The organism is Sphingomonas cavernae, from assembly GCF_003590775.1.
GTDB classification, from domain to species: Bacteria; Pseudomonadota; Alphaproteobacteria; order Sphingomonadales; family Sphingomonadaceae; genus Sphingobium_A; species Sphingobium_A cavernae.
The window spans coordinates 346,661-360,681 of the sequence record NZ_QYUM01000002.1 but is presented as its reverse complement, the minus strand read 5'-3'; the positions used below and the strand labels follow the sequence as shown (position 1 = coordinate 360,681).

The 14,021-nt window shown below is 65.5% G+C and carries 7 protein-coding genes and 1 pseudogene; 2 read left to right on the top strand and 6 right to left on the bottom strand.

Annotated elements, in window-relative coordinates:
* Window positions 1-6: 6 nt before the first annotated feature.
* From D3876_RS02045 to D3876_RS02035, 3 genes are all read right to left on the bottom strand, one after another.
* Entirely contained in the window at window positions 7-1,458 is a 1,452-nt protein-coding gene (locus D3876_RS02045) for a M14 family zinc carboxypeptidase (protein ID WP_119759447.1), read from the bottom strand.
* The gene (locus D3876_RS02040; RefSeq protein ID WP_147417558.1) at window positions 1,458-1,766 is read right to left on the bottom strand and encodes a hypothetical protein; all 309 of its coding nucleotides are present in this window, start codon (window positions 1,764-1,766) and stop codon (window positions 1,458-1,460) included. The genes D3876_RS02045 and D3876_RS02040 overlap by 1 nt, the downstream gene beginning before the upstream one ends.
* A 147-nt stretch (window positions 1,767-1,913) precedes the next feature.
* A complete protein-coding gene (locus D3876_RS02035) occupies window positions 1,914-2,858 on the bottom strand; it encodes a D-2-hydroxyacid dehydrogenase (RefSeq protein WP_119759445.1) in 945 nt (314 codons plus the stop codon).
* A 180-nt stretch (window positions 2,859-3,038) separates the two neighbouring features.
* Between D3876_RS02035 and D3876_RS20710 the strand changes: the two are divergent.
* Both D3876_RS20710 and D3876_RS02030 read left to right on the top strand, forming a co-directional pair.
* Window positions 3,039-3,248 (top strand): annotated as a pseudogene (locus D3876_RS20710) (transposase); the annotation flags it as partial.
* A complete protein-coding gene (locus D3876_RS02030; protein ID WP_338014295.1) occupies window positions 3,218-3,850 on the top strand; it encodes an IS5 family transposase in 633 nt (210 codons plus the stop codon). The pseudogene D3876_RS20710 and the gene D3876_RS02030, both read left to right, overlap by 31 nt.
* Here the strand turns inward: D3876_RS02030 and cysS are convergent.
* The 3 genes from cysS to D3876_RS02015 are packed head-to-tail and all read right to left on the bottom strand — an operon-like array spanning window position 3,847 to window position 13,798.
* The gene (gene cysS, locus D3876_RS02025; protein ID WP_119759444.1) at window positions 3,847-5,331 is read right to left on the bottom strand and encodes a cysteine--tRNA ligase; all 1,485 of its coding nucleotides are present in this window, start codon (window positions 5,329-5,331) and stop codon (window positions 3,847-3,849) included. The genes D3876_RS02030 and cysS overlap by 4 nt on opposite strands.
* A gap of 38 nt (window positions 5,332-5,369) precedes the next feature.
* Window positions 5,370-12,017 carry a hypothetical protein gene (locus tag D3876_RS20990; protein ID WP_147417557.1) on the bottom strand — a complete coding sequence of 2,216 codons (6,648 nt, stop codon included), beginning with the start codon at window positions 12,015-12,017 and terminating at the stop codon, window positions 5,370-5,372.
* Window positions 12,017-13,798 carry a ShlB/FhaC/HecB family hemolysin secretion/activation protein gene (locus tag D3876_RS02015; protein ID WP_119759442.1) on the bottom strand — a complete coding sequence of 594 codons (1,782 nt, stop codon included), beginning with the start codon at window positions 13,796-13,798 and terminating at the stop codon, window positions 12,017-12,019. The genes D3876_RS20990 and D3876_RS02015 overlap by 1 nt, the downstream gene beginning before the upstream one ends.
* Window positions 13,799-14,021: the final 223 nt, after the last annotated feature.

The window sequence follows — 14,021 nt, the reverse complement described above, 5'->3', positions numbered from 1 at the left end:
GTGCGTTCAGCCGGCGCTCTTTTCCGACATGAGCATCTCGATTGCCTCGCGAGACGTGCGTCCGCTCATGCCCGAGAGCACGGCGCTCACCGCCTTCAGGTCTTCATCCACCCCGCCTTCCCATTCGCGCTTCGAGAGCTCGCCGAGCATCGACTGCGCGCGCGCGATGTCATCTTCCGATGCAGTCGCGCGTTCGTCTTCGACGAGTGCGCCCGCGCGCTCCAGCAACGTCACCGCCTCCCTGAGGAGACGGTCGTCCGCCAGCACCGCTGCCAGCAACTGGTGCTGCACGCGTTCGAACCGCTCGATCCAGCCGCGGCCGGCATCTGTGGTAGCAAGAAGGTCGTCGCGTACGGTCCGCAGCGCCGACACTTCGCGTTCGCGCGCCAGGAACTTCAGGCCGATCAATTCGATCGCGCAGACACATTGCTGCGCCAGCGTCAGCATCCCGGCCTTCGCGTCGCGCTTGATCAGGGTCGGATCGGCGGGGTGAAACGATTCCCGCACGTCTGGCGTCGAGGGTCCCGTTTCAAAGGTATAGCCGTAAGTCTTGTGCAACTTCGGGTTGGCGATGTGCCTGCTATAGGCGTAGTCGCCCGCCGTGCCCGTTGTAGGATAGAGCCCGATGCTCGACTGGCTCTTGTAGACCCGGCCTCGCACGGCCTTGATCGAATCGACAATTCGCTGGCCCACAGTTTTGAAGCGCTGCAGGTCGCGAGGGGCCATATATTCCTGGTACCCCGCCTGGCTGATCGGCGCGCATGTGCCCGTCGGCAAGGTGGTGAATCGCTTTGTCGGATCGGTGGTCTGGGTCGGCGCGTGGCCCCAGGGATAGAGGATGAGTTCGGAGAACGAATGCACGTCTGCGAAGCAGCAGATGCGGTGTTCGTCCAGCAGGACCTTGACGTTCCGCGTTTCGGGTTCGCTGAACGCCGACGGCCCGCAAAAGACCTCGCTGCAGGGCGAGCACGATGTCTGCCCCTGCGTCACGCCCCACACCAGATCGTAATTGCGGTTGAGGTCGACCCCGTCGCACACCGTGTTGGGGTTGTCGCGCCGGTTCTTTCGCCAGAGGTCGTCGACCGTCATGACGTGCTCGCGGCCGTCCGGGTTCAGGCATGGCAGCAGCCACAGGTCCTGCGCCTCCAGAATGATCTTCACGTCGTTCGCGGTGAACCTGCGCCCGCCATAGACGATGTCAGTGCCGTTCGCATGGCTCAGAAGCAGGTCGATCGCGAGCTCGATGATCGCGTCGGGATTCATGAGTTCGCGCGCATGGGTGCCGCCGACCAGCAGAACACCCCGGCGTTCGCCACCGCCACCGGCACGCATACGAAGCGCGGAGATCGGCCGACCAAGGACCGACGCATTCGGCAGCGGGATCCTCGTGAAATATTGCGGGAACCAGGCCGAGAGAATGCTGATCGCGGACTCGATCTGCGCCGCCGTGCGGTACATCACGGTTTCTCCTGACGGGTGATGCCCTTGGTCTGGGTCTCCAGCCAGGACTCAGCGGACTTGTCGTCCATGATCAGCGACGGATCGATCGGCTGGACGGGGTGGGCATGTGTCAACCGCACCTCGCAACCCTCGCCGAGAAGGCGCGCCAGCTCGTCGGCGGTAACGAGAACGCGCACCGCGCCCTCCGCATCAGGCATCCGGTCGATGTCGAGCCTCGCAACCGCGTCGCGCGCTGTTTCCATGTCCTTTGCGTGGACCGTGGCTTCGAAGCGCATCTGCGGGTGGCTCGGAGGGTCTTCTTGCATATCGGCCTCCTCCGCGGCTTTGTACGCGCCTTCACGGACCGGCGCGAGCGGTAGGAATAACCAGTGAAAAAATGCCATCGCGGCTGAGACCAGGAGTTGCTTCGACGCTCGTCAGAACGTGATCGTTCGGTCCGAAGCGGCGGGCCCCTAATATCCCAGCGTCAGATCGACCTGATTCTCGAGAGGCTGGCCGCTGCGATAGCGCTGCAGATTGGCGAGGAATCGTTCGGCCGAGCGCTTGAACATCAGCGACTGCGCGCGGCCGGAGAGGTGCATGCTGATATGCGCGGTTTCGACGCCCCATAGCGGGTGGCCCGGCGGGAGCGGTTCGGGGGTGGTAACGTCCAGAAAGGCGCCGCCGATCCGTTTCGCCGAAAGCGCTTCGATCAACGCGTTCTGGTCCACGACGGTGCCGCGCGCGATATTGACGAGCACCGCGTCGGACTTCATCGCCGCGAGTTCGGCCGCGCCGATCATGCGTTCAGTTTCGGCGGTTGCGGGCACGGCGAGAATAACCCAGTCGAATTCACCGAGGCGATCGCGCCACTGGTCGGGCGTCAGCGTGTTGGGACCCGGCGTGCGGCGGACGATGGTGACTTCGACCGCAAAAGCCTTCAGCCGCTCCTCCACCAGCTTGCCGATCGCGCCATAGCCGAGCAGCAGCGCCTTCGATCCATAGAGCTCGACCTTGCCGGGCGAATCGATCAGCCATTCGTGGCGCATCTGCGCGCGGACGACGTCGCGATAGCCTTTGGCGATGGTCAGCATGCCCATCAGTACATATTCGGCGATGGTGATCGCGTTAATGCCGGCGCCGTTGGTGAAAGTCACGCCGCGCTCGCCCAGCAGGTCCAGCGGCATGCCGTCGACGCCGGCATAGATCGAGTTGAGCCATTTCATACTGGTTGCGCGCGTGATCGCCTCGGCCACGTCCTTCTTGTCATACATGTCGAACCAGCCGATCTCGGCCCTGGGCGCCAGCGCGAAGGCGTCGTCCTTCGTCATGAACCAGTGCGGTTCAACATCGTCGGGCAGGTGGGGCTCGATCAGCGGGCGGATGAGACCCGCGATGACTGCGTTGATCCTGGGCATGGCACCTCACAGCAGTTCCTCCCCAAGCTTGTCTTGGGGAGGGGGACCGGACGAAGTCCGGTGGAGGGGCAACGCTCGGAGCCAACCCCTCCACCATGCTTCGCATGGTCCCCCTCCCCGAGACAAGCTCGGGGAGGAACTAGGCGGCGTGGACGAATTGGTTGACGTGGACGGTGTGGGTTGATTCAAGGCTGCCTTTTGGAGGCAGGTTTGAGCCGGGGCGATCTGAGCGAAGCAGAATGGCGCGTTCTGAAGGGTCTGCTGCCGATCGAGCCAGAGAACCGAGGGCGCGGCCGCAGGCCTGAGCAGAATCTCTCGATAGTCAACGGCATACTCTGGCGGCTGCGCTGTGGGACTGCTTGGCGCGATGTCCCGCCAAAATACGGCAATTGGAACACGATCTACCGGCGGTTCCGTCGTTGGAGCGAGGCCGGGGTCTGGGAGGCCGTGTCGGTGACGCTTGCCGAGATCATGGCCGACACCGGACACTACAGCATCGACAGCACCACCCTTCGCGCCCATGTCTCGGCAGCGGGCGGAAAAGGGGGACTTGTCGACGCGCTCTTGGCCGCTCGCGGGGCGGGTTCACCAGTAAGCTTCACTGTCTGGCTGATGCCCGAGGACGCCCCGTCGCCTTCCACCTGACTGGTGGTGAAGCCGCCGACTGCACGGCCTATGACACGCTGATCCGCCTGCCGGACCGCGCTCCGGCGGCTCTGCTGGCCGACAAAGGCTACGACACCAACGCCATTCGCGCCGATCTCGCGAGCCGCAGCATACAGGCTGTCATCCCGGCGCGCTCCAATCGCCGAGAAAGGATCGAGCACGATCGGCAGCTCTACAGGCAGCGAAACGGCATTGAGCGAATGTTCGGCAAGCTGAAAATCAATCGTGCCGTCGCCACCCGCTACGATCAAACGCCCTCAAGTTTCCTCGGCATGGTCCATCTCGCTGCCATCCGGCTTTGGATCAAATTCGTCCACGCCGCCTAGTCGAGAGTTACCGCCCAGTCCCAGCCGAGCGGATCGCCGTCCATTACCTCGACGCCCTTGGCGATCAGCGCATCGCGGATCGCATCGGACGCGGCGAAGTTCTTGTTGGCGCGCGCTTCTGTTCGGAGTGAAAGCTGTTCCGCGATCTCGGTCTCTGTGATCTGGGCGTCGGCGGGGTGCACGCGTAGGTCAGCGCGGTCGAGCGCAAGCAGATTGAGGCCGAGAACCTTATCCATCGCTGCAACTGCTGTAAGTCTTTCATTTGGATCGACTTTGAGCGTCAATACCTCCTCAAGCACCGTTAGGGCAACTGGAGTGTTGAGGTCGTCTGAAATCGCCGAGTCAAAACGCTCAATGTGCGGCTGCAACTTGGCGCTTGGCTCCCATCCCGAAGATTCGCCGCCAAAAAGCGATGCAAAGGCTGATCCCGGCTCTATTCCCGCCTGAGCCTTAAGGCGATCTCGGGCGATAAATAGCCGCTTCAGCCGCGTCAGCGCCGCCGCCAGATTTTCGAGCGAGAATTCCAGCTCGCTGCGGTAATGCGCCTGGAGGCACATCAGGCGAAAGGCGAGGGGGTGGAAGCCCCGGTCGACGAGTACCTGCAATCGCAGGAATTCGCCAGACGACTTGGACATCTTGCTGCCGCGGTCGATCAGGAAGTTGTTGTGCATCCATATGCGCGCGCCGCTGTCGGCGTTGCAGCTATGCGCCTGGTTCTGCGCAATCTCGTTGGGGTGGTGGATCTCGCGGTGGTCGATGCCGCCGGTGTGAATGTCGAAGGGGTGACCCAGCAGCGCCTCCGACATCACCGAGCATTCGAGGTGCCAGCCGGGCGCGCCGCGGCCCCATGGGCTGTCCCATTCCATCTGGCGCGTCTCGCCAGTCGGGGTCTTGCGCCAGATCGCGAAGTCTTGCGGCTGGCGTTTGCCCTCGACTGCCTCGATGCGGCCTTCGCCCTCATCGTTCACGCTTCGTGCAAGGCGGCCATAATCGGGCACCGTCGCAGTGTCGAAATAGAGGCCGCCGTCGAGCTCGTAGCAATGCTTGTCCGCGATCTCTTTCGCGAATTCGATCATCGCGGGCACATATTCGGTCGCGATCGACCATTTGGCGGGCTGGCGGATGTTGAGCCGGTCGATGTCGGCCCAATAGGCCTGGGTGTAGAATTTGGCGATGTCCCAGGCGGACTTGCCCGCCGCAGCCGCGGCCTTTTCCATCTTGTCCGCGCCCTCGTCGGCATCGGAGGTCAGGTGCCCGACATCGGTGATGTTGATGATGTGCGTGAGCTTGTAGCCCTTATGGCTCAGGGCGCGGCCCAGCGTGTCGGCGAAGACATAGGCGCGCATATTGCCGATATGCTGGAAGTTGTAGACCGTTGGTCCGCACGTATAGAGCCGCGCCTCGCCGGGATGGATCGGCGCGAAGGGCTCGGCCGAACGGGTGAGACTGTTGTAGAGGACGAGCGGCGCTTCTGTGGTCATGGGCCAGCCCAATCCCCTCAAAAACGCCGTGCGTCAACTCACTGCTGCGGTGGCGCCGCGCACTGTTCGATCGACGGATCGCATCCGGGAAGCCAAAGGTCATCGTTGCCCGCGCCGGTGACGGGCTCGTCGATCAGCGGTTCGAAGCCGAAGGGTTCGAACTCCTTCAACTCGATCAGCGTCAGCGGGAAGAGCTGCTGCAGCGCCTCGTCCGCGCTTTCAGGATCGACGGGGGACTCGAAGACTTCGCGGCTGAGCAGCGCGTCGGGTACGACGAAGCCCGAGCATATGGGGTTGGCGATCAGGCAGCCGTTGATCGTCGACCGGCGGTCGATGCCAGTGACGGCAAGGCCGGTCTGGCCGTTGATGTTGACCAGATCGATCATGTCGGCGCCCGCGACGAAATCACCCGCACCATCGCTTTGCTGACCGTTGATCACGATCCGCGTTGCGGCGCTCCCGGTCGTGATGTCGATTCCGCCCGTGCCCACGGTAAAGCCGCGTCGATCCGCGAAATCGTCGCTCGCGCCCGAATTCTGGACATAGAAGCCACCCAGCACGTTCACCTCGATCCGGTTGGCGCTGAGATAGCCATCGTCGCTGACGGCGCCGTCGTTGCGGCCGAGCCGGTCGTCGATCGCGTCGGTCGTGCTCGCCGCGCCGACATCCGCGATCGCCTGAAGCGATGCGGCGATGATGTCGTCGGAAGTGAGTTGGAGCACGCCGCCAAGCCCGTTTGACGCATCGCGAAGGTTGATCATGCCCGTCGCCGCATCGATCTCGAGCGCATCGGTGGCGTTGATCTCAAAGCGGTTGGTGGTGGTGAGGCCGGTAAGCTGGACGGCGCCGTTGACGCGCAGCTTGCCCGGCGTGATGATGCGGAGCGCACCCGACCCCAGATTGCCGCTCGTGCCGCCCGCGCGGCCGGTGAGGGTGAAGGCCCCGACGATGACATCGGGCGCGCGTGACGAGCCGACGGAAGTGGGCGAGAGCGTCGCCACGCGTGGCGCGGTGACGCCGATCGAATCCCCGAAGATCCTACCGATTTCGATCGCCGACAGGCTGTAACCGGCGCTGGTGTCCGCGCCGCCGATATGGGTCTGCCGGGCCGCGCTGCTGTTGGTAAGGCTGACCGTGGCGGTCCTTCCGATCACGCCGAGCTGCCCGCCCGCGCCGATGCCGATATCGTTCGAGCTGACGGTGACGCTATTGGCCGCGACGATGCCCGTGAAATCGGTGCGTCCCTGCGCCGTTGCGGTGAAGTTTCCTCCGGCATCGGCGCCGCCGACCGCGAGGTTCGTTCCTGCGCCAAGTGCAATGCTGCCCGACGCGCGCGTGACGATCGCGTTCAGCGCGCCGCCTGCGTTGAAAGACAGGTTGCCTGCGCTTGCCTGACCATCCGCAACGGTGAGGTCACCAAGCGCGGAGAGCGAGAGCGACGTTCCCGTCACGCGGATCGCGCCGGGCGAGGTAATGTCCGTGCTGACGACCACCGCGCCGCCCGACTGGATCGTGATCCCGTTCGCGGCGCCCAGCGTCGCGAAGCTCGTGCCGCCGCCGGCATTGACGGTGAGCGCGCCGCCTGCGTCGATATCGGTGCCGTTGACCGCGCCGGTGGCGTTCAGCGTCACGTCGCCCGATGCCGCCAGCGCGCCAAGGGCAACGGTGCCGCCGCTCAGAGCAATATTAGCCGGATTGCCCAGCCCGGGCTGGCCCGCTGCCCCGAGACGGACGGTGCCGCTGGTCGTTGTGAATGCGATGTCGCTGCCATCGCCGACGAGCGCGTTCGCGACGTCGATGCCGCTACCCGCATCAAGCCGCGCGTCGCCACCGCGCACGGCGAACTGATTGGCGATCGCGATCGATCCCGCGACGGTCAGGCCATCGGGGCGCGTGACGGCGCCATCGGCGTCGATCTGCCGGAGCAGTCCGCCCGTGTCGATCGTGCCGAGCGACAGATTGCCGCCCGCGAACAGCCCCAGATCGCCCGCAGCCGCGATCGATCCTTGCGGTGCGACGATGTTTCCGCCTGCATAGACGTTGACGATGTCGTCGCCCGATAGCGTAAAGCCGCCGCTGCCGGTGAGGTCGCCGTTGAGAACGGCGACGAACAGCCGATCGGTTGCGTTGATCGCGGCAGGGCCGTTGAAAGCGATGCCGTCACGTGCGCGGATGACGATGTCGCCTCCGGCGATATTGCCCGCCAGAGAAATCCGGTTCGGCACGTCGACGCTGCCGCTTTCAGGGCCGATGCGCACGATGTTGCTCGCGCCCAGCGCGCCGAGGCAGATATTGCCCGCCACGCAATCGGCGCGGAGCTGGCCGCCGTCATTGTCGGCCGGCGAGCCGGTGGCCGGCACGCCGAGGAGACTGGCGTAGAAGTTCTTCGAACTGATCGCGTTGGCGTCCGCCTGGATCGCGCCCGCTGTGAGGGTTACCGCGCGGTCGGGCGCGCCGATCGTGCCGTCGACGATGATCGCCGCGACATTGCCCGGAACGGTTGGCGTCACTGCGATCGCGCCCGCGTTGAAGTCGAGCAACGCGGGTTCGTCGAGCGGGCCCGACACGCCATAGCCGGATTCGGGAAGCGGATTGGCAGCCGCACGCACCAGGGCGCCCGCGCGGACGAGGATGTCGTCGCCCGAGCGGAAGGTGATGCGGTTGTCCGAAATCACGTTCGCGCCGCTTGCAACGACGATGTCGCCGCCCGCCTGCGCCGAGATGTGCCCGGTGGCGGAGATATTGCCGGTGAGTGTCAGATTCGCGGGCACAAATCCGTTCGAGCCATAGCCCGCAAGCAGATCGATCACGCCGTTGGTGGGCGCGCCGCCAAAGGGCGGGGACACGACTGCGGTAACGCCGGCATTGCCCAGCGAGAGGTTTCCGCCGGCATATGCGGAGATCCGGTTGAGCGCGAAAAGGTTGCCCGCGGAAATATTGCCATTTGCGCTGATCAGGATCGACGATGTGCTGCGCAGCACGCTTCCGGCATCGGCGTTGAAGTTGCCTGGGGTCGAGAAGCGGAGCGACGCAGCGCTGATGGAGTCGACAGGTGTTGCCGGTTGGCCGCTATGCGTGATCGAAATATCGCCTCGCGCGGTCGTCAGCAGCGTCCCGCCCACCGACAGGCGGCCATTGCCGGAAAAGCTGAAGGCCACCGAGCCGTCGGTGTCGATGCTGGCGCCGTTGGTGACGGTCAGCGCGCCACCCGAAGACGTCACGGAAACCCCCGAACCCGCGGAAACGATCCCGTTGTTGGAAATGTCGAGGCTGGCGAGGTTGATCGATCCGCTGGCGGAACTGGGCGCGTTGGCGATTTCGACGCGGCCCGCGAAGCCCTGGCCACTCGCGGCCCCTCCGGCAAGACCGCCATTGCCGCCTGACCCGAGCACCACATCGCCCACGTTACGCGGTGTGACGGGGGCGACGCCGTTGTCCGCGTTGGCGAACCTGGCGATTCCACCAAAACCGTCGCCGCCGTTGCCCGCTGCGACCCCGTTTCCACCGACCCCGCCATTGCCGCCGGTTCCGACGGCATCGACCGTCATCGCGCTCGGGCTCAGGGATAGGTCGGCGTTATTGGCCGTAAAGCTCGCATTGCCGGCGCGCGCAGTGCCGCCGTTGCCGCCTGTCCCGCCAGAATTACCCGGGTCGCTGCCGTCGCCGCCATTGCCGCCCGCGCCGCCGGTCGCGGCAGCGCTGACGGTCCAGGCAGGCGGTGCGATCGCGTCGACGATACCGCCGTCGATGGTGACCAGCGCGGTCCCGCCAAATGCATCGCCCCCGGCGCCGCCGATGCCGCCGGTTGTTCCGAAAGCGCCCAGAGCGCCGTCGGCGGCGATCCCCTCCGCCGATATCTGCATCACCCCGGCCGCTCGCAAACGTGCGCCGTTCAGGACATCGAAACTGACGGTGCCGCCCGTGCCGTTGCCGCCGTCGCCGCCGGCTGCTCCGGGGCCTGAAGCGGTGTTGCCGTAATTGGCGGCGCCGCCGACGCCGTTGGCCGTGAAGCGGAACTCGGGCGCAACCGAACTCACCAGATCCGAAGCTGTGAAAAAGGCTTGGCTGCTATCGACGCGGACGCGCGTGTCTCCGCCGGTGCCGCTGCCGCCGTCGCCGCCGCGCCCGTCGAAACTGAAGCCGCCCGCGCCGCCCGCGCCGTTCGACAGGACGTCGACGGTGGCGACCGCGAGCGTGCCGAAACTGTGGTCAAGATTGGCGCCGCCGCCATTGGTGCTGATGCCGCCATAACCGTCGCCGCCTGCGCCGCCGATCTGGGCGAAACCGCCATCGCCGCCAAAGCCGCTTGCGTCGATGACCAGCGAACCGAGTGTGAGCCCGGCGGCGAGATCAAGAAACGCGCCGCCGCCGAATCCGTCGCCGCCATCGGCGCCCTGGCCCGCGCCATAGCCGAATTCACCGCCTCTGCCGCCGCGGCCGCGTGCCCAGATTTCGGCGTTATCGGCGATCAGAAAACCGAAATTGGTGAACGAGAAACGCGCCGTTCCGCCAAGGCCGACGCCGCCATTGGCCGGCGTTCCCGCGACAAGGGTCGATCCGCCATTGCCGCCATTGCCGTCCGCGTCGATCCGGATCGCTCCCATCGGCATCGTGATGTCAGTGGGCCGTAACTGCCCACCGGACACGATCAATTCTGCGATGCCGCCAACGCCCGCGCCGCCCACCGCTCCGGCGCCCTCAAAGGAAGAACCGCCGCGACCGCCGGAAGCGCTTGCGGCGATAGTCACCGAGTCGGTGATCACGGCGCCGCCGGTGATCGAAAGGCGCGCCGTCCCTCCGAGCGCCGCGCCGCCGGCCGAAGCCGTGTTCGCATCGGAAAAGGCGCCAAATCCGCCGATACCTTCTGCCTCCAGGTCGATGGAACCGGTACGTAGCGTGCCGCCGATGCTGTTGACGCGCGCTATTCCGCCGGTGCCGGTTCCGGCGACGCCTCCGCCGCCGGGAGGCGCCATTTCGTGGTCGCCGCCGTTACCATTGGCCGATGCCCGAAGAGAGGCCGCGGTGAACGTGCCGCCGCTCTGTACGATTTCGGCCAGGCCGCCCGTTCCCGCGCCCGTGCCAAACATGATCGCACTGCCGCGGGCGTCGGCGCTGAGGGTCAGGTCGCCGAGATTGACCGAACCGCCGGTTACAGCCACCCGCGCCGTGCCGCCGATAGCGTCATTGTCGGTGGGGCCGGTAAATGCATCGGCTTCAACAAATGTCGACAGGCCGACGCTGGCGCTGCCCGCGTCGATCAGGAATTCGGCAGTCCCAGCGGTGATGGAACTGCTTCCGCCGAGACCGAAGACGCTCGCGTCGATCTCGAGATCGTTCGCCACGCTGAAAGCACCCGTGCTGGCTCCATCGCTGCCAACCGCGACGCGCGCGATACCGCCCAGCCCGGCATTGTTGCCGACAACGCTCAACCCGCCCGCAATCGTCATCAGGGCGTTGGCGGTGACAATGGCGTTGCGGTCGGCCAGCAGCGTGACGTTGCCGGTCGAGACGGCGGTGCCGCTGCTGTTGGCGACAAGGCTCACGTCGCGTGAGGCGCGTGCGGTCAGATCTGATGAAAGATCGATGCCGCCGCTCATGACGATGTCGGACGCAAAGCCGCCGTTGTCGGCGGTGGGTGAGGACCCGTCGGGAAGGTCGTAGCCCGCATAGAGCTCAACCGTGCCGTTGATGATGCCCGCGCCGGCTGCGCCATAGCCCAGATCGCCGCCGACCAGCATCGTAATCGCACTGTTCTTGGGCACCGCCATCAACGTGACGGTGTGGGTATCGCCGCCACCCAGCGAGCCTGGTCCTGTGGTTGTGCCCGTATGGACGATGCCGTTGGCATCGGTTGTGCCAGTTGTGATGTCGATCGCGAACAGGCCGCCTGCCATGTTGATCGTCGTCTGCTCGGCTGCAACATAGGTGGCGGTTCCGTTGACGTTGACGTTCCCACCCTGCACGACGCGCGGCGCAATCATCGCGACATAGCTGTTCTCGTTGAGCGCGTTGATTGTCGCGCCCGATGCAATGGTGACGGCCGACGTGCCGATGATCGTGGCGGGATCGAAACCGAAGTTATAGTTGTTGTCGTTGGCGTCGAGGAAATCGGCGTCGGCGACATCGAGCGTGGAGAGCAGCAGGCTGCCGACATCGAAGGTGGCGTTGGCGCCGATCGCGATGCCGCCGGGGCTGTAGAACCAGACATTGCCGCCGGTCGTTATCGGGCCGGAACCGAACTGGATTTCGCTGACGACGCGGCCGTTGAGCGCGATTGCGCGGCCGGCGTCGGGACCAGTCGGCAGGATGCGGTTGAGGATCGTGAAATCGCCCGAACCCCTGAAATAGGCACCATCGGTGGGAACCGCGGGTCTCGCTGCCGCCTGGAACTCGATCGGCCCCGGACCCGGGGTTGGAGTGGGTGCCCAGTCGATCACCGCGCGCGAAGCGGTCACCTGAATGTCGGTTCGGCCCGCCGTTGCGGTGGTGACGTTGGCGCCGGTCTGGTTGATCACAGTGCCGTTGAAGGCCTGCGCATGTGCCTGGGGCGCGCGTGCAAGAGCAACGAGCGCAAGCCCAATGGCGCAGCTTGCGAGCAGCGGGTGTTCGAGGCGGCGGGTGTGTGGCCGGGTGGTGGTTTGGGGCTGGAGCATGGCGTTACCCTTCGGGGTGTTCTGGATGCGCATCAGCGGTTCCACGGCAGGAATTTGACGGTAAGCGAGATTAGCAGGCGCGGATCGGGCTTTTCGATCTGAAGCCCTGTGCGTCTGAGCGGAACGCCCACGGTTGCGTCCAGCCGGGCGTGGTTGCCCCACGCTGCGCGCAGACCGCCCCCCGCCGAATAGAGCCGGGTGCGGCCGATGACGGGGAGGGTGAAATCCTCGTTCCAGACCTTGGCCGCATCGAAAAAGAGATAGGGCTGGAGCGCAATACTGCCTGCACCCCGCGCGAGGATACTGCCATAGCGGAGCTCGGCCTGCACGCCGATGCCGCTGTCGCCGATGATCGAACCCGGATCATAGCCGCGGCCGACGGTGTAGTTGCCCGCGGAGAATTCCTCATAGCTCAATAGCGGATCGGGCGCCCATTGTGCGCTCGGCGACAGGCTGATCGCCAGCAACGGCGTGGGGCGGAATTCGGCATAGCCCGATGCGCGCGCGACAAAGGCCGTCGTGTCGGCGTCGATCCTGCTGAGCGGCGTGTTGGGGAAGGTGCAGTTGACGAAGTTGGCGCCGCACGGCTTGCTGGCGCCGAAAATGTCGAGCCCCTGGCGCAGCTCGATCGAAGCTCCGGTGCGCCAGCGCGGTTCGGCGGTGGAATAACCGCGCGTGCTCGCCAGGCTGGCCGGATCGATCGTGTCGTAATCGAGTCGCAGAAAGGCGACGCGCAGCTTGTCCTCGCTGATCGACGTCGGCGGATCGCTGCGGAACTCGACCTGCTGGTCGACATAATCGAGGCCGCCCGCGACGAAGAGATTGGCGCTCTGGCCGCGAAGGATCGGGTAGCTGAGCGCGAGGTTGGCGACCAGCGTCTCGGACTTCAGCTCGAGCCCGCCGCCAATGTCGGGGTCCGTCCATGCATAGGTGAAGTCGCCCGAAAGCGTCAGTCCGTCGCTGCCAAGGCGGAAGGCATGGCCTGCCTGGAGTACGAGTTGCTCCTCGAAATCGGCGGTGGAAAAGACGCTGAAGGTCGTCTGGTCGCCAAGTCCCGTCAGCCCGTTGAACTGGACGCGTGCCACGCCGCCGAAACGGCCGACGTCTTTTGATCCGTAATTCTGGATATTGGCGTCGAGTTCGATGGGCGTGTGGAGCACCGCGACCTCGCCAATCACCTCGCCCGGGACGGTGCCCGCAGGCCGCAGCGTCAGGCGCACATCATAGCCCGGCAGGTCGCGCGCGAGCAGCAGATAGCGCTCGGCGTCGTGAATGTTGAATACGTCCTGTTCGCGTATCTTTTCGAGATAGCCCGCGATCTGTCGTTCCGACCGCCCCGCGTCACCGCGCACCTGAATGCCGACGAGCCTGGCCATCAGAACGTCGAACTGGACGACGCCGTCCTCGATCTTCTGCGGAGGCACCTGAACCGCGGCGAGGTAGCCCATGCGGCGCAGGATCGTCGCTGCCTCGTCGCGGATCTCGCAGACCGTGGCGATCGGCACCGATTGGCCCTGATGCCGTGCCCATGCGGCGCGCAGCGCCTCGGGCGGAACAGCGGCCAGTTTGTTGAAGCGCACTTCGGAGATGGTAACGCGGATATCGGCGAAGCGCGGATCAGCGAGCGGGCAGGGTGCGCGCTCGATCCCGCCCTCGACGCTGAGCCGGGCGCCCGTCCGCGCTTCCGGCGTCAGCACACGCTCGCGCTGGATTTCCTCGCGGGTCGGCGCGATCTGCGCCTGGAGGGTGGCGGGCAGCGCGGTGCTTGCGAAAAGCAGAATCGAAAAAGCACTACCCGAACGCGTAAACCGCATGGCAAATCCCCAATCGCCGCGTACCGGCGCGGCGCCCTCCAAATATGTGTCACGCGCTCCGACGGGGAGCGTTTACCCAAGAGGAGGGGATAGCCTGTCCGGCCCGCGCCCCACCCGAAGCCCCGGCGTCCCTCGAGGCATGATTTGCCTGCGGTTGAGTGCAGGTCGTCGATGATCCAAGGAGTTAGCTGCCAACCGCCCGAGAGGCAAGGCTGGTCGCCCT